Source organism: Lentzea sp. NBRC 102530, from assembly GCF_030269365.1.
In the GTDB taxonomy this organism is placed as follows: Bacteria; Actinomycetota; Actinomycetes; order Mycobacteriales; family Pseudonocardiaceae; genus Lentzea.
In genome coordinates, this window is the sequence record NZ_BSTF01000012.1 from 1 (window position 1) to 20,607 (window position 20,607).

The window sequence follows — 20,607 nt, forward strand, 5'->3', positions numbered from 1 at the left end:
AGGTGGTCATCGATCTTGACGTAGAGTGCGGTCAGAAGGGTGTTCAGGTCGGTCCTCACAAACTGATCTTGAACACCCTTCGTCTGTCTCCAGACACCGCCCAGGCTTAGGACTTACTCATCTAGGCCTCCCACCTCACGTAACGCATCGTCGCCGTGAAGCCCGCACGGTCGAAGATGCCGAACGCTCCGGTGGCGTTCTGAGAGTCGACGCTGAGCAGCGCGCGGTCGTAGCCCTGCTGAGCGGCGGCGGCCAACGCGTGTGCGATCAACGCGCTCGCGATGCCCTTACGGCGGTGCGATGGCAACACACCGATGAGCATGAAGTGGGCGTCGTTGATGCCGGTGGCCTCTGTGTCGGCCTCCCAGTTCATAGTCACGAGCATGCCTGCCGCCACCCCGTCGGCGTCACGCAGCAGGAAGCTCATCGACGGCCTGAACGTCTGGTTGGTGATCTTGTTCTGCCAGAGCGGCACCGACATCGGGGTCGTGCCCCACGCAGAGCGGTAGGCCTCGTTGCGCAGCCCACGGAACTCCTCGTCGGAGGACGGCGACCACGGCTCGATGCGCGGGTCAGAAGAAGGCGGCACGTCGTGCAGCCCGCGCTCCATCCGCTGGAAGTAGCGGACGGGCGTGAAGCCTTCTCCGGAAAGGAGCGGAGAAAGGCCCTCGATGTGTTCGGCCTTGTGGACGTTGACCGCGAGCTTCAACGTCGGGTGGTGCAACGCGTGCAGGGCGCAGGCCGCCTCGACGCCCGCCCGGACAAGCCGCGTGCCGATGCCCTGACGGCGGTAGGCGGGGTGCACTCCACCGTCCAGCGACACGCGGTGCACCTCCGCGGTGGCGGGCCGGAACTGGAGCTTCATGTAGCCCACCATCGTGTCGCCGTCGAAGACCGCGAGGCTGGCGCGCTCCAGGTCGGCGTGCGGATCGACGAGCTCGGTGAGGGTGTCCTCCGCGGTGTAGTTCTCGCCGATCTTGTCGACGACCTCGATCGCGTTGAGGAGGTCGGCTGACGTCCGGGCGTCGTCGCGGGTCAGCGGACGCCACGTGAGGTCTTCGCGCATGAGACGACCGTATTGCGGGTGTCGCGTCATTTTGGCCGCACGAGTGGCAGCCTGGCGGGCATGGGCCTCCCGGGGCCTCGACGAACGGACCGCGCTCGTCCTCGCAGAGCAGGCCGTCGACAAGCTCAACGCCCTGCACGCCCCGGCCGAGGCCCCGAACTCACCGCCCTGCTGGACTTCGAGTGGGCCCGCTTCGGCGACCCGCTCGACGACTGGTTCTTCCTGGCCAGGTTCAGCGGCCCGCACCTGCACGCCGTGCTCGGTCTCATCGCCGCCGAGACCGGCGTCCCCCTCGACGAGCTGCGGGTCGAGTGCGAGGTCCGCGAGGCGTCGCACCTCGTCGCCGACCTGCCGTTCGGCCGCCGGAGAGTCCTGGAAATGCTCGTGGCCGGCCTCTGGCACCCGCAGTAGCGTCGCGAGATGACCGACGTTCTCGTGATCGGCTTCGACCCGCACACCATCCCCGGCTTCGACCCTGCACCCGTCGCCGCGGGCATCGAGCAGGGCCGCAGGCGGTTCGCCGAGCTCGGCCTCACCGAGGACCTCTTCCTCATCGACTTCGCCGAACTCGACGGTCGCGCCCAGGCCGCGCTCGCGGAGAAGCTCCGGCACAAGGAGTACGACGTGGTCGTGGTCGGCGGCGGCATTCGCAAGGGACCCGGTCTCCTGGAGCTCTTCCAGGTCGTCGTGAACGAGGTGCACTGGCATCAGCCGGAGGCCGCGATCGCCTTCAACGACAGTCCCGGCGACAGCTCGGACTGGGTTCTCAAGGCGTTGGAGCAGAGGCGCAAGCGTTAACCCACAACATCGGGTGAACCGCTGAGGCGCTCTCTCCGTACCCCTCGTCAGACCGAGAAAAACGCTGTCCAGCGATCAAGTCCTCGCAGGTCAGCTCCCCGCACCCCAACAGCATCACGAAGCGTGACCGCATCACTCGATCGCGTGGTCGTGGACGTAGCCCATAACGAGAGCCGGGACAGCAGCGAACTAACAGACAGCTCCGCCAGTTCGTCAGGAGGCAACGATGAACTTACGCAGCACTCACAAGGCGCGCTGACTGTCTGTCAGCAACTGCTAGCCCGACCCGACGCAAAAGTGACGAGAGTCACCCAACGGGCGCTCAAGCTTGCCTGCGCTCGTGACGCGAGGTTACGTTCTCGCCCGCCGATAACGGTTTGGTCACCGGCAGGACACAGGAGCTGCAGCTACTAGGGCCCTTTGTCCGCTCAGAGTCCCCCGCCTGGGTTTGCCGGAGACCAAGCTCCCCGACGCAGGAGGCTCCCCCTTGGCCCGGCACAGCAAGGCCGATGGCCGAACCGTGTACACGGTCGTGCCCAGACAAGAAGTCAAGCCCGGCGCTCACCGCGTCGAGGACGACAAGGTTCCGCTTGCTCACCGCGTGAGCGCGATCGTCGTCGCAGCAGGTGTCGCCGCCGGCACCGCCGCCATCGCCAACGCCGCGACCAGCGGTTCCTCCACGGAACTCGCCGCGGGCGCGGCCGAGCTGGGTGCTCTTCCCGACCAGCAGGTCAAGACGATCCAGACCGTGCACGACGTCAACCCCGGCAACCAGGTCGGCCGGCTGCTGCAGTTCCAGCAGATGTACGCGCAGCAGACGTTCGAGCAGGCCACGAAGGTCGCCGCGGACGCTCACGCCGCGCGCGAGGCGGCGGCGAAGGCCGAGGCCGAGCGGCAGGCGGAGATGCGCAAGCCCGCCAAGCAGCGCGAGGTCGAGGGCTGGATCAAGGAAGCCATCAAGGTCCTGCAGGCCAACGGCACCAACATCGACAACGGCTCCGTCGACGAGATCTACACGATCATCATGAAGGAGTCGAACGGCAACCCCAACGCCGTCAACAACTGGGACTCCAACGCGATGCGCGGCACGCCCTCCAAGGGCCTCATGCAGTGCATCGACCCCACGTTCAACGCCTACAAGCTCGCGGGCTACGACAACATCCTGGCGCCGGTCGACAACATCATCGCGGGCGTCCGCTACACCTACGCGCGCTACGGCGGCTTCCACAACCACCCCGGCCTCGTCTCCATGGGCCTGGGCGGCGGGTACAAGGGGTACTGATCCAACTCGTCGGGGTGCGGGAAACCTATCGGCGAGCGATGCTGTCAACCAGGTTCACCCACAAGCATGGCGGCCCTAGCGGGCACACGCCCGGTAGTGCTCCCATCGAACGCGATCCCCGAACGCAGGGAGTGGCCGATGAACGAGCAACAGGCACGCGACGACGAGCTGGAGAAGATCCGCTCGGAGGCGACGAGCTGGCTGGCCAAGATGGCCAAAGCCCAGCACCGTCCCAACGTCGAGCAACGCAGGCCTGAGCACGACGCCATGACACCCGCGAAGAAGTAGAAGGAAGCAAGAGCACCAGCGCCTCGGCTACGGCCGGGGCGCTTCTGCTTGGAAGGCCGACCACAGCAGGTTGAGCGGGTGATCCGCCGGATGCTTCGCCAGCTCATCCGTTCGGGCGAAAACGCCGACAAGCCGCTCCAGTGAGTCATCTGCGAGCTCGACGACCCGGAGGCCTCCTCCCTCCCGGAGTTCGTTGTTCGACGCCACCACGCCCAAGCCAGACGTCACGATCATGGCTCCCTGGACGAGGTTCGAGCGCAGCAGCGAGATGCCGTACTGGATCTCGTCGATCTCCGCGGCGATGTCGAGCCCCTGGCGGTAGTCCGGCCCGAACCAGCCCCGCAGGAACTCGGCGATCAGCCCCGCCCCCGGCACGACCAACGGGACCGACCTCAACTGAGGTACCCGCACCCGGTCGCCCACAACCGTCGTCGGCAGGTTCGTCAGCAACGCGAGCCCGCCGCGGCGCCACTCGATCACGTCGAACTCGGGCCGTTCCCACCCCGCGCCGGCCCGCGTCACGACGCTGCCGCACACGAGGTCGACCTCCTGCGTCTCCAGCTTCGTCCAGATGTCCTTGGTGCGGATGTGCACGACCTTGAGGTCCACGTCGCGCTCGCGGAACTCGTCGGCGACGTGGTGCCACGCCTTCGCGAGCGTGTCCAGCATGTATCGCGTGGTGCCGACGGTGACGGTCGTGCCGAGCTTGCGGCGGCACTCGTGAATTCCGTCGAGCCACTCCGCGAGCGTCTCCCGCGCCAATTCGACGAGTGACTCACCGGTCGGCGTGAACAGCACGTCTTTTCCGCGTCCCTGCTTCACCACGAGCGCTTCGCCGCACAGTTCCAGGAAGTTCCTGTTCAACGTGTCCAGCTGCTTCTGAACGCTCGACTGCTCTCGTCCCAACGCACGAGCGGCGCGTAGGGCCGAACGGGTCTCGTGAACGGTGAGAAGCGTCCTGAGCTGGTCCATCGTGGTATCCAGTAGGGCACCGGGCATGTTCAGCAGGCGGTGCAGCGAGGTGCTGGTGGGAAGCACCAACTGGGACGAGCCGGACATCGGAACCCTCTCTGATGTTCTACCGATCAGTTGAACTGAACTTGACCGCATTTCGCCGACAAATTATCTGCAGATCCTGTCGGCAAATCCCTGGACACCTATCCCGCGGTGTACAAAACTATCTGCGGCGACCACGCGTGGGAGCCGATTCCGGGGGGAATCATTGGGGGGTGGGGGTCCGCCAGGCGCAAGCCGGCGGACCCCCAAGTATTACCCTCAGCCGTTGTGACGGCTTCCGCTCGCCTGGACTGGGGCACCACCTACCAGGTCACCGTGCTCGAACTCGGACTCGCCTGCTGCGGAGTCGAAGTGATGGCAGCTCTCGACCGCCTTCCCGACCTCGGCGTCACGCCTGTCGACGGCGCGGGCGAGGCGCACGTTCTCGTCGTTTCCGGCACCGTCACGGACGTCATGTTGCCCGCAGTCCTCCGCAGTTACGAGGCCATGCCCGAACCTCGGTACGTGATCTCCGTGGGCGCCTGCAGCAACACCGGCGGCCCGTACTGGGATTCCTACAGCGTCACCAAGGGGATCGACCAGGCCCTGCCCGTCCACGTCGCCGTCCCCGGCTGCCCGCCACGGCCCGAAGCGCTGCTGGAAGGCCTCAAGGCCCTGCACGGGCTGGTGAACGCGTGACCACCACCCCGAAGACCGCCTTCGGCCAGACGATCCACCACGTGGAGCTCACCGACTGGCTCACGACGGCCGCGGAACTCCACGGCAGCGGCCACACGATGTTCGACTGGCTCGGCGTCGAGGACGCGGGCCGTCCGGGTGCCGTCGGTCAACGCCACGCGGTGTTCCTGCACGTCATCGACCCGAGCACGCGCGAGGGCGTCATGCTGCGCACCGAACTCGGCCCCGACGAGGCGCTCCCGGGCGTCGCCCACCTGTGGAAGGGCGCGCGCTGGCACGAGCGCGAAGCGGCCGAGATGTTCGGCATCACCGTCGACGGCGAGCCCGAGCACCTGCTGCTCCCCGAGAGCTTCCAGGGCCACCCGCTGCGCAAGGACTTCGTGCTCGCCTCCCGCGTCGTGCGCCCGTGGCCGGGCCGCCTCGAACCGGGCGAGGACAACACGAGCGCCCCCAGCCGGCGCCGCACCGCACCACCTGGCGTTCCCGACCCGTCCTGGGGCCCGCGCCGCGAAGAGGAGCAGCAGTCGTGACGAACCTTCCCCCGCGCACGAGGGGTGTCATCGCGCTGTTGGACGCCAACTGCACGGTCTGCATGATCTGCGCGCGCGAGTGCCCCGACTGGTGCATCCACATCACGTCGCACACCGAGGTCGAACAGCAGCCCGGCAGCGCACGGCCGCGCAGCCGCAACGTGCTCGACCGGTTCGCGATCGACTACGGCCAATGTCTGTACTGCGGCATCTGCGTCGAGGTCTGCCCGTTCGACGCCCTGCACTGGGCGCCGGACTTCGGCTATCCGGGCACGGGTTCGCTCGACGGCGAGGGCGCCGTGGCGGAGCTCGTCCACGAACGGGACGTGCTGTCCACGTGGGTCGAGAAGGTGCCGCCGCCACCCGCGCTCGACCCCGCCGCCGAGGCCGCGCCGGAAACGGCCACCGGAACCGGCAGGAGGCCTGGTTCGTTGAGGGGTAGGACGTAACAGACCCGGAGGCGCAACCGTGCACAAGCACTTCAACGGGTTGAAGACGGCCGTGCTGCTCGGCGGGATGAGCGCGCTGATCGTGGCGGTCAGCAGCCTGTTCGGCCGCACGGCACTGGTCATCGGCCTGGTGCTGGCCCTGGGCGTGAACGCCTACGCGTACTTCAACTCGGACAAGCTGGCGCTGCGCGCGATGCGGGCGGTCCCCGTGTCGCAAGTGGAGCAGCCGCAGCTCTACGCGATCGTGCGGGAGCTGTCGCAGAAGGCGCGCCAGCCCATGCCCAGGCTGTTCCTGAGCCCGACGGTCGCGCCCAACGCGTTCGCGACGGGCCGCAACCCGCGCAACGCGGCCGTGTGCTGCACCACCGGCATCCTGGAGCTGCTCGACGAACGGGAGCTGCGCGCCGTCCTCGGCCACGAGCTCGCGCACGTCTACAACCGCGACATCCTGATCAGCTGCGTGGCGGGCGCGCTGGCGGGCGTGATCACCATGCTCGCCAACCTGGCCCTGTTCGCCGGCATCTTCGGCGGCGGGGACTCCGACGACGACGGCCCGGGCCCGTTGGGGCTGCTGCTGATCGCACTGCTGGGCCCGATCGCCGCCACGGTGGTGCGCCTGGCCGTCAGCCGCTCGCGCGAGTTCCAGGCCGACCAGTCGGGTGCCGAACTGACCGGCGACCCGCTGGCGCTGGCCTCGGCGCTGCGCAAGATCGAGCTGGGGACGCGGGCGGCGCCGCTCGCACCGGAGCCGGAGGTGGTGTCGCAGAGCCACCTGATGATCGCGAACCCGTTCCGCACCGGGGAACAGTTCGCCAGGTGGTTCTCGACCCACCCGCCGATCGCCGACCGCATCCGCAGGCTCGAGGAGATGGCCCGCAGGTAGTACCGCGACCTGAAAACCCGCCGGCGAGTTCTCAGGCCACGGCGCTAACGCCCTGCCTTCGCCACGGCCATGAGGTACTCGCCGTACCCGGACTTGCCGAGCTTCTCGCCGAGCGCGTAGCACTCCTGCGCGGAGATGAAGCCCATGCGCAGCGCGATCTCCTCGGGACACGCGATGCGCACGCCCGTCCGGTGCTCCAGCACCTGCACGAACTGCCCGGCCTCGAGCAGCGAGTCGTGCGTGCCGGTGTCGAGCCACGCGAAGCCCCGGCTCAGGTCCACGAGCTGGGCGCGCCCCTCGCGCAGGTACGCGAGGTTGACGTCGGTGATCTCCAGCTCGCCGCGCGGCGACGGCTTGAGGTTGCGGGAGATGTCCACCACACCGTTGTCGTAGAAGTAGAGCCCGGTGATCGCCCGGTTCGACTTCGGCTTCGCCGGCTTCTCCTCGATGGACAGCAGCCTGCCCGTCGCGTCGACCTCGCCCACGCCGTACCGCTCGGGGTCCTTCACCTGGTACCCGAACAGCACACAGCCGTCCAAAGAGGACGCGTGCTGCTGCAGGGTGGTGGAGAAGCCCTGGCCGTAGAAGATGTTGTCGCCCAGGACCAGCGCCACGTCGTCGTCCCCGACGAAGTCGGCGCCGATGATGAACGCCTCCGCGAGCCCGTTCGGCGCGGCCTGCTCGGCGTAGGAGAACGACATGCCCCACTGCGACCCGTCGCCGAGCAACCGCCGGAACAGCGGTAAGTCGGTCGGCGTGCTGATGATCAACACCTCGCGGATGCCGGCCAGCATGAGCACCGACAGCGGGTAGTAGATCATCGGCTTGTCGAACACCGGCAGCAGCTGCTTGGAGACGGCCTGCGTGATCGGGTGCAGGCGCGTCCCGCTGCCACCGGCGAGGACGATGCCCTTCACCGGTAGTTGGTGAACTGGAGGGCGATGCCGAAGTCAGAGCCCTTCAGCAGTGCGATGACGTCCTGCAGGTGGTCCTTCTTCTTGCCGGACACCCGCAACTGGTCGCCCTGGATCTGCGCCTGAACGCCCTTGGGCGCCTCGTCGCGGATCTTCTTGGCGATCTCCTTGGCCTTCTCGGACGTGATGCCCTGCACGAGATTTCCCGTGACCTTGAACACCTTTCCGGACACCGCGGGCTCGCCCACCTCGAAGGCCTTCATCGAGATGTTGCGCTTGACCAGCTTCTCCTGGAAGACGTCGATCGCCGCCTTGCAGCGCTCCTCGGTCTCGGAGGTGAAGGTGATCGCCTCCTCGCCGGCCCAGGCCACTGTGGTGTTGGTCCCGCGGAAGTCGAAGCGCGTGCTCAGCTCCTTCGAGGCCTGGTTGAGCGCGTTGTCGACCTCCTGCCGGTCCACCTTGCTCACCACGTCGAACGACGGGTCCGCCACGACTTCACTCCTCAACGATCTCGGGGTCACAGCCTGCTGCGATGCTACTGGGGTACCCCGATTTGGGGCGTCCCGAAGGGGTTATGTATTGTTCTGCCCGCACCGTTACGACGGTGTGGGGCGGGTTGCCCGAGCGGCCAATGGGAGCGGACTGTAAATCCGTCGCGAAAGCTACAGAGGTTCGAATCCTCTACCCGCCACAGCAGGACCGAAGGCCCTGTGACCAGTGAGAACCGGTCACAGGGCCTTCGTCGTGCTGTCCGGCAGCGTACGGCTCGATCCGGCCGGTTGCTGGTGTCTGTGCCGAATGCGTGCCGAAGTTGGGCACTGCCTGTTCGCATCGCGCTGACAGGAACGCTACGGCCGAGTCCCCTTGCGTCTCTTGCGCTACTCGTAGGACTTCAAGACGAGGCGTAACGAGGGCCGACCACGATGACCTGAGGCACGGCCGCCTGCCCTGGGAGCGGGACTGCGCTAGTAGTTCAGGTTGGCCGCCAACCAGGGCCTGCTCTGTGTCTGGCAACACAGGTCTACGATCTGCCGATGCCGCGCCCCGCCTTGGTTCAGTTCCCTGCATTCCGACACCACGAGGCCTCCAGGGAGAGCGCCAACAACGCCATGATGGCGTTGTTGGTGGGCGCGCAGGTATCGGCCCAGTTCCTTGAGCTCACTCGTGACTCGCCACGGCAGCTGTCGGAGATCTTCCCTTCAATCCCACACGTTGAGCGGTTCGACCTGCGCCCCAGCGATGCCCAAAACATCCTGAGGGGTGCTGAGGAACACCTGGGAGCAATGGCAGTGCCCCAGGCTCTGGCGATCCATGAGGGGTTCATTCTGGACTGCCTGGAACTGCTGAACGCAGGATCTGCAAAGGCGTGGGAGATGCACGACAAGCTCGCGATGCACGCCGGAGGCACCTTCGATGCTGATCGGATGAGCCGGTTTCATGTGCTCCGCGAGATGCGCAACGCGATCATCCACCGCAGCGGCATCGTCAACCAGCGCCTCATCGACAAGATCAACGATCTGACACCAGCCGGTGAGAATGAGTGGTGCAAGCACACGGGCCGATCCCCGCGCCGGCTGAAGATCGGCGACCGCGTCACCTTCATGCTCGGTGAACTCGTGGAAGCCCTCGCCACGACGAAGGCGCTGGCCCGCGAAGCGAACTGGCTGTTGATTCCTGCCGTCCCGTCCTCGAAGTGGGCGGAGGTCATCATCGATGACCATCTGCAGCACACCGCAGGACAGCTCAACCCGACCAAACGCCGCAAAGCGGTCATGGGGTTCTGTCGTCACAACTATCGAGCCGTCACTGTGGCGGAGGCCGATCTCAAGGCGGCGGCCTCAACGCGTGGAATCGACATGGCATAGCGAGAGGCCCAGGTCCTGTCGGACCTGGGCCTCTCAGCAGGAAAAAAGGGGCTTTACTCGTTAAGCTACACCGACTTCGTCGTGCTCGGACTTGCACCGAGAACTTCCTGCTCCGGTTCCTATCGTAGCAGACGCCTTCCGGGTGGCCATTCATTTAGGTCGCTAGGTTCGAAGCGTCAGCTTGCACTGCGGATCCGCCGCGTTCGATCACTCTCTGTGTTGACGGCGGTCACGAAGCGATGAACATCGCAGCTGAGCCACCTAGCCCCTCTTGAACGCTCCGCAGGGCCTCCTGTTCGCCTCCGTCGATGCACTTCGCGTACTCGCGCAAGAGAACATCCAGCCGCGGCCCGTGAACCAGGCAGCGTTGGACACCTGTATGAGCCGCAGCGACCCGGACACGCATGCGCGCTTCACCTTTCTGGTGGGCGACTCCGTCGTTGGCGCAGGGGAGAAGGACGTCCAGGTCGAGCCGATCGGTAGCGGCCAGGTCCACCACCCGACCGACGGCAGCGCGATGATCTTGGTCGAGGGGAGCGTCTTCTTCGGCGGCCCGAGCAACACCCCCGCGTGGATTGCCAGCTACTACATCGACGTGTTCCCGGTGTCCAATGAGGACTACGCGCGCTTCGTTGCAGCGACTGGACATGAGCCGCCGTATCACTGGCCGGATGGTCAGTGCCCTCCCGAGATCCGGGACCATCCGGTGGTCTTCGTGACGTGGAACGACGCGAGCGCCTACGCGGCCTGGGCGGGGAAGTCCCTGCCGACCGGCCAGCAGTGGGAGAAGGCGGCCCGAGGAACGCGCGGCACGGTCTACCCGTGGGGCGACCAGCCGACGCCGGCCAAGTGCAACGTGAGAGAGAACGGCGTCGGTCTGACCACGCCGCGCGACTGCTACCAGAGCGGCGTAAGCCCGTACGGCGTCTACGACATGTGCGGGAACGTCTGGGAGTGGTGCTCCACCGAGACGAAGCCCGGTCGCCACGAGCTCAAGGGCGGTGCCTGGACGAGCCCGTTCCTGCGCTCGACTCCGTCGTCCTTCAACGACGCGAACGCGACGATGAAGGACGATGACACGGGCTTTAGGTGCGTTGTCGCCGCGGACGCGATGGAAGAGCTTCTTCGCGGCCGCTGATCACAGGTCCGCAGCAGCCTCGGCGATGAGTTCCAGCGACTCGCCGGGGCTGAGTGCGATCTTCTGGAGTTCCGCGAATCGTTGTGCGAGCTTCTCCACGAGCGCCTGGTCCTCGACGTACTCACCCTTGATGACCGTCTCCAGGTACGCCACGTCGTTGTGTTGGCGATGCGGGAACCCGAGCAAGGTGAACGGGCACCCCATCGCCGGATAAGCCCCGGCAACCACCGGTATGACCTGCACGGTCACCGTTGGGTGTTCGCTGATCTCCATGAGGTGGAGCAATTGCGCCTTCATGACGCGAGGCCCACCAATCAGGGGCCTCAGCACGCCCTCTGGAAAGACCGCCTCGACCATCGGCGGGTCCTTGTCGCCCAGTCGCGTCGCCCACGCTTCTCGAACCATCGCGAGCTGCACGATCCGTTCAGGGCTGCCTGCGGCTTGTGCGTAGCTGCGGAGCTGTAGCCCGATGGGAACGAGGTCAATGGTGAACGCGCGCAACTCCGTCGCCTCGAACACGAGATTCGCGAAGTCAGCTGTCGGATCGAAGAGCGGTTCGGCGCTGCCTCCGCCCATCCGTGCGGTCTTCGCGTACTCCGCCCGCAGCACCACGGCCTGCCATTCCGGCGTGGGCACGTTGTAGACGTAGCCGAGCGCCATGATGTCCAACGGCATCGAGGGTTGTACCGCGTTCTCCATCGTCGACAGCTTGGCGCTGCTGAAGCCGACACGTTGGCCGGCTTCAGCAAGACTCAGTCCCCGCTCGTCTCGCCACCACGCCAACTGCCGACCGATGGAACGCTCGAGCGCTGTGGCTCGGAAGTCCTTCGGCATCTCCGCTTACTTCACGTCCATCGCATCGCGCAGCTCGTCGAACGGGACAAAGCTGCACCCGCGTAGTTTTCGGATCAACGCCACGGCGACCAGCCAGCGAATCTGGGGATTTCCGTAGTCGAGTTCGGAGGCCGCGATCGGAGTTGGAGCGAACATGCCTGGTCGGTAGAGCGTCCCCCGCACACCCACAATCGCGAAGCTTCTAACCCGGACGGCGACGGCCCCGCGCTGAAGGGCTGGGCACCGCTTCAGGGAGATCGCGACGCACCGCGCACAGACGGGCGGCTCCACCGAGGCCATGCCTTCAGGCCAGCGCGGCCAGTCTTCGCGGTGGTCGCGCAACAGCCACAGGACACCGTCCGACGTCTGGTCAGCCGGTCCCGCGCACACCTGGCACAGCAGTTCGTACATCGCACGCCGCTGCCGTGCCGGGTGCACCCTGGCGAACTCCGGCTTGCCTTCCTCTGGGCGCTCGGCGACCTTCTGCCACAGGACGCCAAGGTGGTCACGGTCTCCAGGAAGCTCCTGCGCGTACCCGATCCCCAGGCTTCCAGGGCGAACGACCAGGCTGCATTTGAGGTCCTGCTCCGCGGCGGTCGCGGTGACGTAGGGCGCGACGATGCGGCCGGACTGAGCGAGGTTCGTCCCGGTCATGGCGTCCAGAGCTTCGGTGCTTTGCCGACGACCAGCGTTGGTGCGTGTCGGGTGTCGGGCTCTGGGAGCTCCAGGAGGCGGAAGACGACATCGGCGAGAGTTCCGCTTCGCTCCCACACGATCTCTGAGGGCTGCCCGGTACTGAGGCGGATGCGCAGGCCGAGTGCATCGGTCTCGTCGCGAACCCGGAGGCAGTCCCGCCACCCGGCCGACCAGACCCTGGCCCCGTCGAGGACCGCATCGGGATCACCGGGGTCGTCGACCGGCAGGAAGATCCAGCCCGCCTCACGAATGAGGACCAGGTACTGGAGGCTGGGAAAGAGCTTCACCGCCTCGGCGTCGGTGAGCGGACTCATGCCCCGCCCACCGATGCGCCGTAAACACTGATGATCAACCACATGCTCGGAACGTAGAACCGTTCCAACAGGCCAAGGGGTACGAGCTGTACCCCCACCTGATCAGGTCAAGCCGCGATACCGACCCGCTCGCACAGGTCGAGGACGTCCTGGCGCAGTCCGGCCGGCGGCTTGCTGCGCAGGTTGATCAGCATCTCCCGAGCGAAGCCGTTGTACTTGATCGTCTCGGGTGCCGTGCGCTCCGAGTGGTTGAGCAGCGCCCACACCGCGTGCTGCTCCTGCCGCTGGTCGTGAGCGCGAGCAACTTCGATCAGGTGTCGAGCCCGACGCGGCACCGAGACGATGGTCTCCGGCTCGATCTGGTCGGCGGCGCGCAGAGCCTCGGCGGGGCGTCGCAGCTCCACACCGAGAGTCGTGGCGTGCGCGGCCATCACGGGACGGCTGAACGAGGACTGCGTGTGCCGGTAGCCGATCGGGAGTTCCTGGGCGATGCGGTCCGCGAGTTCCCACGCTTCCCAGGCTTCGCCGTGGCGGCCGCGGCGAGCGTGCACGTAGGCGACCTCTACCTTCAGCGCGCCCCACATGCCGCGCCAGTCGTTGCCGCTGTCGAGGTAGGGCTCAAGTTCGCGGGTGCCGAACGCTGCCACGTCCAGCGCTTCATCCCAACGGCCGACGTCGCGCAGCGCCTGGACCTTCGCCCACGCGCCTCCAGCGATCGCGAGCGGGTCATCTGCTTCGAGCGCCTCGTTCATCGCTCGGTCTGCGACGAGCCACACCAGCTCCGCGGCTGGCTGGTAGGCGCAGAAGAAGTCGGCGAGCCGGTACACGCCGGCTAGCACTCGACGGGCGTCACGACGTTCCTCACCGCGGATGACTCGGACGGCGCGTTGAGCGTCGCGGATCAGGTCGGGGAGGAGCAGACCGAGTTGGGTGCGGTGGTCGGGGCTTGCATGCCGTACCTGCCATGCCTGGTCCAGGCGGACTGCGAGGTGGGCGACGTTGGGTGGGCGGGCGTCGCTGGTCAGGTGGTAGTCGGTCAGCGCGGCCTGTACCGCGGCTAGGGCTACGTGCTTCTCGCCGGCGAACACGGAGACCGGTACGGCGTGGCCGTTGCCGGTGAGGTCAGCGAGGTCCTGGACGCCGAGTGCGTGGGCGATGCGGAGCAGCATGGGCAGGCGTGGTGCTTGCAGGCGGCCGTTCTCGACTGCCTTGACCCACTCGGCGCTCCTGTCGACCAGGCCACCGAGGACGGGGCGCGACATGCCGGCGTGGTCCCGAGCCCACCTGATGCGCTGCCCAATCGTGGTGTGAGCAGGATCGGGAAAACCCGAGGTCACCATAGGTCCACCTCTTTGCCGAATTTACCCCGCCGTCGCCTTCGCTATCAACCTTGAGGACGTGCATCTGGCGAGGTTGCCAGCCTCCAGGGTATCGGCGACTGCGTGCGTTGCACATGCTCCGTCCGGACACTGCCGGTCAAACTACGCCGGACTGTCGTCTGTTGCGGCTTACTCAGGTCGCAAGTGAGTAGAGGCTGTTGCGCTGTCCTCGTCCGCCGTCGAGGTTGACTCGACCCGTTTCGCGCAGTCTTGCCAACGCATACTGGGCTTGGCGGTATGTAAGTCCAGTCGCTTCCTGGATTTCGTTCATGGTCAGCGGTTTGCTGCGGAGGGCTTCCAGTATTGCGACCGTTGTTTCTGGAAGGTCCGCTTCATCAATTAGATCCATCGGTGGTGGCTCGATGGAATCCTCATCTAGATCCTCTGCAAGTTCATAAACGCGGCCACCGCGTTCCCCTCGTGCTTGTGCTAGTCCTTCTTCGACTAGTCCGGCAAAAGTTCGAGTTGCGTCCCGTGAATCCATTGGGAAGGCGTCGCGCAGGGTTTTGTTAGTCCAGGTTTCACCATGTCGCATGGCGACCAGCACGTGACGCTGAACATCGCTAAGTGCAATTCCATTTGTGACAACACTTAGCCAGCGAAGATCGTCCTCGGCAAGCAATGCGTGGTTGGGCATTAGGACCGCAAATCGGATTCCTTGGTCGTGGAATCGTGGAGGTACCATGCCTGCTTGTTGAACAGACCGCAGGACGGTAGGGATGCCGCTCGCAAGCGCCTCGACAACACGTAGCTCGCCGCTGTATCGAACATTTTGGCAGATCCGTACGAGGAAGCCGTTTCGTGCTGATGTCACCCCGGTTTGACCAAGGCGAGCCGTGGTCAGGCCCCAAAGACCGCCTGGATTCGATAGGACGAGCTGCGAGTTCTCCAGGCGAAGTGTGATGGCTTCACCGAGGGCGTGCGGGCCTAGGTCTCGGTGTACGAGCGCATTGGACAGGAGCTCTCGCACTGCTTCGGCTGGGTATTCTGGCTCATCTCGGCCGTGGCCGTCGCGACCGAACCGTATGCGAGTTCTGGTGTTTCTGTTTACCCATCGGAGTGCCTCATCCAGCATGACCGGTATCGGCCCATCGAAGCGGCGGGCATCCACTGCCCGAGTTCCGGGCGGGTCTTGAGGCCCAGGGCTGACGCTAGCTTGGATTACTAGATTTGGAAAGAACTGCTGAGGGTATGAACCGAGAGCGAGAATTCCTGCAATGCTTGGCTTTCGATCCTCGCCTACCAGGACTCCGGTGCGAAATAGTACTTCTTCGCGTGGAAAGCGCTGCAGTGCGGTTGAAGTTGAATAGCACGATGAGACGTATGAGGCTACTAGTTCCTCGTCTAGGTCATCTATTGACGCCTCTGTGACTTCCTGCTGGTCAAATCGAGGCGTTTCGCGACTTGCTAGAAAGGCCTGCTCTTCCAGCTCTGAAATGGGGTAATCGCCATCGTACGACCGAAGGTACGCGCGGTTGTTAGAGCGGGCGCGGCATGGCTTGCTAGTGCTGGGTAGCTCGCCGATCTCTGCGACAACGATCTGTGCTTGCTCAAAGGTTAGGCTGGTTGTTGTCACGGTCAGCGGAGGACTTACAGAGTTACGTGCGGCGGCCGCCACGGCCTGCTGGCATGCGGCAACGTCGTATACGCCTCGCGCCTCGAATCCGGATTTTTCGTCGAGCCCGAAGATGATGAGGCCACCGCCGGGAGTGTTGCCAAACGCGGACAGCGTCGGAGCTAGGTTCTCCGGGAAGCCTTCGGCCGCACGTTTGACCTCGACCTCGGCGAGGTCGCTGCCCTCGGTGCGCAGGTCGGCGACAAGCAAGCCAAGCTCGGCAGTGTCCATCTGGCAAATCTACATCAGGGCTGTGTTGATTTGATGATTTGAAGCCGTGGTGTGGGTGGCTAGTCTCTGATCGAAGCGTTTTCCCTGGTCAGGAGGGCTGTAGGTGCTTCGTCGTGTTGAGCTAGGGGCGTGCTGGGCTGTTGGCCGTCCAGCTGTCGAAGATCAACAACTGCTCAACGTCTAAGGCGGAAGGCTGCGTGCCGAGCCGCCGACTCGGAGTGCGGTGGACGAACGGTGCCGAACTGGTGCCGAAGCTGCGGCTGTAGACTCCGAAGTACCAGGTCAACCGTGGTGGTCGCGGCGCACTGTAAATCCGTCGCGAAAGCTACAGAGGTTCGAATCCTCTACCCGCCACATAGTCGGAAAGGTCCCTGTGACCAGCGCGAGCTGATCACAGGGACCTTTCTGTTGTGCCCGGTCGATTCCGGCGGATTCAGCTGACGCGGAAGACCGGCCAGCCGATCTCGGTGCGCCACTCGGCGGGATCGCTCGAGTCACGAGGCCCGGCGAGGTAGACCTCCCGCACCGGTCCGGCCACCGACATCGCGTTCTCCACCACCCACGTTCCGAGTGCGCCGTAGGTGACCTCGACGCCGTTGTGCTCGCCGACGTGGGTGGTGACGGCCAGTTCGGCGGCCGGAAGGGTCACGGGGTGCACGCGTCCGGTGCGAGGCGGCGCGTCGGTGGGCAGGTAGACGAGCGCGCGACCGCGCTCCTCCTCGAAGAGGGCGTTGTCGTAGTTGCCGCCCAGGGGGCCGGTCGCGGTGGTGCCTACGGCCGCCTGCAACTCGGCCACCGCGCCCGCGAACCACGCCTCGACCTCGCCGTGCTCGACCACGGCCTCCACCGCCGCGACCGTCCTGGCGGGTTCCGCACGCAACTCGACGTCGATCGGTGCGGGGTCGGGGCGGAGCAGGCGCCGCAGCGACACGACCGCGGCCCTGGTGCGGTCGAGCACGTCCTCCAGGCGTTGCAGGTGGTCGGCGACCAGGGCCGCTCGGACGTCGGGGTCGGGGGTCCGCAGGATCCGCTGCACGTCGCTCAGGGGGACGTCGAGCTCGCGGAGCCGGTGGATGACCTGTGCGGTCGGGATCTGGTCGACGCCGTAGTAGCGGTAACCGGTGAACTCGTCCACCACGGCGGGTTCCAGCAGGGCCGCCTCGTGGTAGCGGCGAAGGGTCCGCACGCTCAGGTGGGTCAGGCGCGAGAACTCCCCGATGGTCAGCATGTCCGCATTCTGAACTCTCTCCCCGGGGGAGGGTCCACGGCTTGACCCTCCCGCGCCGCGAGGTCACACGGTGGGCTCATGACACAGAACACCGACCTGCTCCCCGCCACCGTGCGCGAGTTCTTCGCCGCCCACGTCGTCCACGACGCCGACGTCTCCTCGTCGTTCCTCATCGAGGACGCGGTGATCGTCGACCAGGACGAGACCTTCCGAGGCCGCGAGAAGACCTACGCGTTCCTGCGCGACGCCGGGACCGAGTTCGAGTACACGACCGAACAGATCGGTGCCCACCGCGTCGACGACACCCACTGGGTCGTCACCGTGCGGCTCGAAGGCGACTTCCCCGGCGGCGTCGCCGAACTCGACTACCGGTTCACCTTGCGCGACGACCTCATCGCCGAACTCGTCATCGCCAACCACGCCTGACCTCGATCTTCAGTGGAGAGAAAAGACATGTCTGGAACGGATCGCGATCGTCTCGACGGTCGCAGGGCATTGGTCACCGGCGGTTCGAAGGGCTCGGGCAAGGCCGTGGCGCAGAGGCTGCGGGAGATGGGTGCCGACGTGTACGTGACGGCGCGCACGATGCCCGACGGGTACGAGCACCCCGACCGGTTCATCGAAGCGGACACGACGACGGTCGAAGGCACCGACCTGGTGGCCGCTCGGATCGCCGAGGCCGGCGCCCTCGACGTCCTGGTGCACGTCGTCGGAGGCGCGTCGACGCCGGCCGGTGGGTTCGCGGTCATCACGGATGACCAGTGGCTCACCGAGCTGAACCTCAACTTCCTGGGAGCGGTGCGGCTCGACCGCGCCCTCCTCCCGGCGATGGTCGGGGCCGGGACCGGCGTGGTGCTGCACTTCACCTCCATCCAGCGCGAGCTGCCCCTGTACGACGCGTCCCTGGCGTACGCGGCGGCGAAGGCCGCTCTGCGCACGTACAGCAAGGGACTCGCCAACGAGCTCGCGCCCCGCGGCGTGCGGGTCAACGCGATCAGCCCCGGCGGGATCGAGACCGAGGCCTACGAACGGTTCGTGGACCGGATCGCCGAGGGCAACGGGCTCACCCGTGAGGCAGCGAAGCAGACCATCTACGACTCCCTCGGAGGAGTGCCGCTGGGACGGTTCGCGCACACCGCGGAAATCGCCGACCTGGTCGGGTTCCTGGTGTCGGACCGCGCCACGGCGATCGTGGGTGCCGAATACGTGATCGACGGCGGCACCGTTCCGACCGTCTGAGCCAGGGGAGAGCACATGACCACGCAAGTCACGGAACGGTCCGCCGCCCAGCCGGTCGGACCACCACCACCCTTCGACCCGGAGCTCGCTCCCGTCCTCGAGGTGCTGAGCAGCCTGCGCCCTCCTGACGCGTACCGCCCGGACAACATCGTCGAGATGCGCAAACCCGTCCCCGGCGTGGAGAAGCCGACCGACGAGGTCCTCTCCCGCGGCGGCGCCTACAGCGTGCGGGAGCGGGTGGTGCCGGGGCCCGCCGGGCAACCGGACGTCTCGCTGCTGATCTGCCTCCCGAAGCACGCGGAAACCCCGACTTCGGCGATCTACCACGTCCACGGCGGCGGCATGATCGTCGAGAACAACCGGTTCGGCCTGGCCGAGATGCTCGACCTGGCCGAACCGCTGGGCATGGCCGTGGTCTCCGTCGAGTACCGGCTCGCACCCGAGACACCCCACCCCGGTCCCGTCGAGGACTGCTACGCGGGCCTGGTGTGGACGGCGGAGCACGCCGACGAGCTCAACATCGACCCGGCGCGCATCGTCGTCGGCGGTGCGAGCGCCGGCGGCGGCCTCGCGGCAGGGGTCACCCTGATGGCACGCGACCGCACCGGCCCTGCCGTCCTGGCCCAGCTGCTCCTGTCGCCGATGCTCGACGACCGCAACGACTCGCCCTCCGCGCACCAGATGCGCGGGCTCGGCATCTGGGACAGCTCCTCCAACGAGACGGGGTGGAACGCGCTCCTCGGCGACGGCGTGCGCGGAGGACCGGACGTGTCCCCGTACGCCGCTCCTGCCCGCGCCGCAGACCTTTCCGGGCTGCCGTCCACGTTCATCGACGTCGGGTCGGCCGAGACGTTCCGGGACGAGGACGTCGCCCACGCGAGCCGCATGTGGCAGGCGGGCTGCGACGTCGAGCTGCACGTCTGGCCCGGCGGGTTCCACGGGTTCGACGTCGTGGTCCCCGGTGCCGTGCTCTCGCAGGACGCCATCGCGGCCCGGGCGGCATGGCTGCGCCGTCAGCTGCGGGGCTCCCGGCCTTGATAGCGTTCGCGCGCAGCCTTGCGAGGCCGGACCGAGGGGGATCCCAGTGCGTACGCAGATGGCCACGGAGGCCGGCAGGACGACGGCGCCGAGCGAGGACCGCGCGCTGGTCGGGCCGAACCTCCTCGCCGTGCTCGACGGCGTCACGGCCAAGCCGGAGAACGGGTGCGAGCACGGCGTCGGGTGGTTCGCCGACCAGCTGGCCGCGGAGATCCTGCGGGTCGCTCACCTCGCCCCCGCCGAGGCGCTCGCGAAGGCCGTCGAACAGGCTGCCGAACTGCACGCGGGCACGTGCGACCTCGACCACCCCGACTCGCCGTCCGTGGCGATCGCGGTGGTGCAGATCAAGGACGACGTGCTGCGGTACCTGGTGCTCGGGGACGCCACGGTGGTGGTCGACACCAGGCAGGAACTGCGCGTCGTGAGCGACACGAAGACGCAGCGGACGGCCGGGGCCAAGGCCGCGGACGTCGAGCACGCGCTCACCGGCGAGATCGCGCTCCAGGACGTGCGGCGGGTCGCGCTCCTGTCGGACGGCGCGGCGCGGGCGGTCGACCTGTTCAACCTCTTCGACTGGCGGCAGGCGTTGGAACTGATGGCCGCCAACGGTCCGGACGATCTCATCCGCAAGATGCGGGCCGTCGAGAAGGAAGACGCCAAGGCCGTCGACTGGCCGCGGCAGAAGATCTCGGACGACGCCACCGTCGTCTACCTCGACCGGTAGCCCTCAATGCCGTGGAGCGGGCTCCACTCCCCGGCGGCGGGCGATGGCGCGCATGTTGTCCTCGCCCCAGTCGCCCAACGGCAGCAGGGCCTCGTTCAGCCGCACGCCCAGGGCGGTGAGCGAGTACTCGACGCGGGGCGGGACCTCGTGGAACACCTCGCGGTGCACGATCTCGTCCGCCTCCATCTCGCGCAGCACCTGGATCAGCATCTTCTCGCTGATGCCGGAGACGGAGCGGCGCAGGTCGCCGGTGCGCACCGGGCCGTGGTGCAGCGCCCAGAGGATGAGGGCCTTCCAGCGGCCGCCGATCACGTCGATCGCCGCGTCCAGTCCGCACGAGTACTGCCGTGGCTTCATGCTGGATCCTTACCAAAAGGTGGGTACCTGACAAAATAGTAGGT

25 protein-coding genes and 1 tRNA gene are annotated in these 20,607 nt (G+C 66.6%); 15 read left to right on the plus strand and 11 right to left on the minus strand.

The annotated features are described in order from the left end of the window. Positions 1 to 121 precede the first annotated feature (121 nt). Positions 122 to 1,066 carry a GNAT family N-acetyltransferase gene (locus tag QSK25_RS29085; protein ID WP_285642966.1) on the minus strand — a complete coding sequence of 315 codons (945 nt, stop codon included), beginning with the start codon at positions 1,064 to 1,066 and terminating at the stop codon, positions 122 to 124. Between the two features lie 60 nt (positions 1,067 to 1,126). Here QSK25_RS29085 and QSK25_RS29090 point away from each other — a divergent pair, with 60 nt between their 5' ends. The 4 genes from QSK25_RS29090 (at position 1,127) to QSK25_RS29105 (ending at position 3,434) form a co-directional block, all read left to right on the plus strand. Continuing rightward, positions 1,127 to 1,477 carry a hypothetical protein gene (locus QSK25_RS29090; RefSeq protein WP_285642968.1) on the plus strand — a complete coding sequence of 117 codons (351 nt, stop codon included), beginning with the start codon at positions 1,127 to 1,129 and terminating at the stop codon, positions 1,475 to 1,477. Between the two features lie 9 nt (positions 1,478 to 1,486). Further along, complete coding sequence (locus tag QSK25_RS29095; protein ID WP_285642969.1) at positions 1,487 to 1,864, plus strand: hypothetical protein; 378 nt, start codon at positions 1,487 to 1,489, stop codon at positions 1,862 to 1,864. Positions 1,865 to 2,396: 532 nt separating this feature from the next. Continuing rightward, positions 2,397 to 3,146: a transglycosylase SLT domain-containing protein gene (locus QSK25_RS29100; protein ID WP_285642970.1), complete on the plus strand. Its 750-nt coding sequence runs from the start codon at positions 2,397 to 2,399 to the stop codon at positions 3,144 to 3,146. 138 nt (positions 3,147 to 3,284) lie between these two features. After that, on the plus strand, positions 3,285 to 3,434 hold the full coding sequence (locus tag QSK25_RS29105) for a hypothetical protein (protein WP_157512956.1): 150 nt from the start codon (positions 3,285 to 3,287) through the stop codon (positions 3,432 to 3,434). A gap of 27 nt (positions 3,435 to 3,461) precedes the next feature. Here the strand turns inward: QSK25_RS29105 and QSK25_RS29110 are convergent, their stop codons facing one another. Then, complete coding sequence (locus QSK25_RS29110) at positions 3,462 to 4,493, minus strand: LysR family transcriptional regulator (protein ID WP_285642971.1); 1,032 nt, start codon at positions 4,491 to 4,493, stop codon at positions 3,462 to 3,464. A gap of 225 nt (positions 4,494 to 4,718) precedes the next feature. Between QSK25_RS29110 and QSK25_RS29115 the strand changes: the two genes are divergently transcribed. Genes QSK25_RS29115 through htpX form a run of 4 tightly spaced genes read left to right on the plus strand, consistent with a single transcriptional unit; the run spans position 4,719 to position 6,991 of the window. Continuing rightward, entirely contained in the window at positions 4,719 to 5,129 is a 411-nt protein-coding gene (locus QSK25_RS29115) for an NADH-quinone oxidoreductase subunit B (RefSeq protein ID WP_191298138.1), read from the plus strand. Beyond that, positions 5,126 to 5,659 (plus strand): NADH-quinone oxidoreductase subunit C, encoded by a 534-nt coding sequence (locus QSK25_RS29120; RefSeq protein WP_285642972.1) that lies wholly within the window; start codon positions 5,126 to 5,128, stop codon positions 5,657 to 5,659. Before QSK25_RS29115 ends, QSK25_RS29120 begins: the two co-directional genes overlap by 4 nt. Then, complete coding sequence (locus QSK25_RS29125) at positions 5,656 to 6,108, plus strand: 4Fe-4S binding protein (RefSeq protein ID WP_285642973.1); 453 nt, start codon at positions 5,656 to 5,658, stop codon at positions 6,106 to 6,108. The genes QSK25_RS29120 and QSK25_RS29125 overlap by 4 nt, the downstream gene beginning before the upstream one ends. A gap of 19 nt (positions 6,109 to 6,127) precedes the next feature. Next, a complete protein-coding gene (htpX, locus tag QSK25_RS29130; protein ID WP_285642974.1) occupies positions 6,128 to 6,991 on the plus strand; it encodes a zinc metalloprotease HtpX in 864 nt (287 codons plus the stop codon). A 44-nt stretch (positions 6,992 to 7,035) separates the two neighbouring features. Here htpX and rfbA read toward each other — a convergent pair whose 3' ends face one another. After that, positions 7,036 to 7,908, minus strand: a complete 873-nt coding sequence (gene rfbA / locus QSK25_RS29135; protein WP_285642976.1) for a glucose-1-phosphate thymidylyltransferase RfbA — start codon at positions 7,906 to 7,908, stop codon at positions 7,036 to 7,038. Beyond that, positions 7,905 to 8,396: a YajQ family cyclic di-GMP-binding protein gene (locus QSK25_RS29140; RefSeq protein WP_285642977.1), complete on the minus strand. Its 492-nt coding sequence runs from the start codon at positions 8,394 to 8,396 to the stop codon at positions 7,905 to 7,907. The genes rfbA and QSK25_RS29140 overlap by 4 nt, the downstream gene beginning before the upstream one ends. Positions 8,397 to 8,515: 119 nt before the next feature. On the opposite strand from QSK25_RS29140, the gene QSK25_RS29145 reads away from it, so the two are divergent. The 3 genes from QSK25_RS29145 to QSK25_RS29155 all read left to right on the plus strand — a co-directional run bounded on the left by QSK25_RS29145 (position 8,516) and on the right by QSK25_RS29155 (position 10,908). Then, a tRNA-Tyr gene (locus QSK25_RS29145) sits at positions 8,516 to 8,596 on the plus strand. 343 nt (positions 8,597 to 8,939) lie between these two features. Next, on the plus strand, positions 8,940 to 9,770 hold the full coding sequence (locus tag QSK25_RS29150) for a hypothetical protein (RefSeq protein WP_285642978.1): 831 nt from the start codon (positions 8,940 to 8,942) through the stop codon (positions 9,768 to 9,770). 271 nt (positions 9,771 to 10,041) lie between these two features. Further along, positions 10,042 to 10,908: a formylglycine-generating enzyme family protein gene (locus QSK25_RS29155; RefSeq protein WP_285642980.1), complete on the plus strand. Its 867-nt coding sequence runs from the start codon at positions 10,042 to 10,044 to the stop codon at positions 10,906 to 10,908. On the opposite strand, the gene QSK25_RS29160 is transcribed toward QSK25_RS29155, so the two are convergent. From QSK25_RS29160 to QSK25_RS29185, 6 genes are all read right to left on the minus strand, one after another. Next, positions 10,909 to 11,742 carry a helix-turn-helix domain-containing protein gene (locus QSK25_RS29160; RefSeq protein WP_285642981.1) on the minus strand — a complete coding sequence of 278 codons (834 nt, stop codon included), beginning with the start codon at positions 11,740 to 11,742 and terminating at the stop codon, positions 10,909 to 10,911. Positions 11,743 to 11,748: 6 nt separating this feature from the next. Then, positions 11,749 to 12,396 (minus strand): hypothetical protein, encoded by a 648-nt coding sequence (locus QSK25_RS29165; RefSeq protein WP_285642982.1) that lies wholly within the window; start codon positions 12,394 to 12,396, stop codon positions 11,749 to 11,751. Beyond that, a complete protein-coding gene (locus tag QSK25_RS29170; protein WP_285642983.1) occupies positions 12,393 to 12,752 on the minus strand; it encodes a hypothetical protein in 360 nt (119 codons plus the stop codon). Before QSK25_RS29170 ends, QSK25_RS29165 begins: the two co-directional genes overlap by 4 nt. A 107-nt stretch (positions 12,753 to 12,859) precedes the next feature. Beyond that, positions 12,860 to 14,092, minus strand: a complete 1,233-nt coding sequence (locus tag QSK25_RS29175) for a helix-turn-helix domain-containing protein (RefSeq protein ID WP_285642984.1) — start codon at positions 14,090 to 14,092, stop codon at positions 12,860 to 12,862. Between the two features lie 172 nt (positions 14,093 to 14,264). Continuing rightward, positions 14,265 to 15,977, minus strand: coding sequence for an ATP-binding protein (locus tag QSK25_RS29180; RefSeq protein ID WP_285642985.1), 1,713 nt, complete (start codon positions 15,975 to 15,977; stop codon positions 14,265 to 14,267). A 433-nt stretch (positions 15,978 to 16,410) separates the two neighbouring features. Continuing rightward, complete coding sequence (locus QSK25_RS29185) at positions 16,411 to 17,205, minus strand: MerR family transcriptional regulator (protein WP_285642986.1); 795 nt, start codon at positions 17,203 to 17,205, stop codon at positions 16,411 to 16,413. A gap of 78 nt (positions 17,206 to 17,283) precedes the next feature. Between QSK25_RS29185 and QSK25_RS29190 the strand changes: the two genes are divergently transcribed. From QSK25_RS29190 to QSK25_RS29205, 4 genes are read left to right on the plus strand one after another with little or no spacing between them, the layout of a single operon-like run. Continuing rightward, entirely contained in the window at positions 17,284 to 17,631 is a 348-nt protein-coding gene (locus QSK25_RS29190) for a nuclear transport factor 2 family protein (protein ID WP_285642987.1), read from the plus strand. Between the two features lie 27 nt (positions 17,632 to 17,658). Then, entirely contained in the window at positions 17,659 to 18,444 is a 786-nt protein-coding gene (locus tag QSK25_RS29195) for an SDR family oxidoreductase (protein ID WP_285642989.1), read from the plus strand. Between the two features lie 15 nt (positions 18,445 to 18,459). Further along, complete coding sequence (locus QSK25_RS29200; RefSeq protein ID WP_285642990.1) at positions 18,460 to 19,482, plus strand: alpha/beta hydrolase; 1,023 nt, start codon at positions 18,460 to 18,462, stop codon at positions 19,480 to 19,482. 46 nt (positions 19,483 to 19,528) lie between these two features. After that, entirely contained in the window at positions 19,529 to 20,206 is a 678-nt protein-coding gene (locus QSK25_RS29205) for a protein phosphatase 2C domain-containing protein (protein WP_285642992.1), read from the plus strand. A gap of 3 nt (positions 20,207 to 20,209) precedes the next feature. Here the strand turns inward: QSK25_RS29205 and QSK25_RS29210 are convergent, their stop codons facing one another. Continuing rightward, positions 20,210 to 20,563, minus strand: coding sequence for a winged helix-turn-helix transcriptional regulator (locus QSK25_RS29210; RefSeq protein ID WP_285642994.1), 354 nt, complete (start codon positions 20,561 to 20,563; stop codon positions 20,210 to 20,212). Positions 20,564 to 20,607 lie beyond the last annotated feature (44 nt).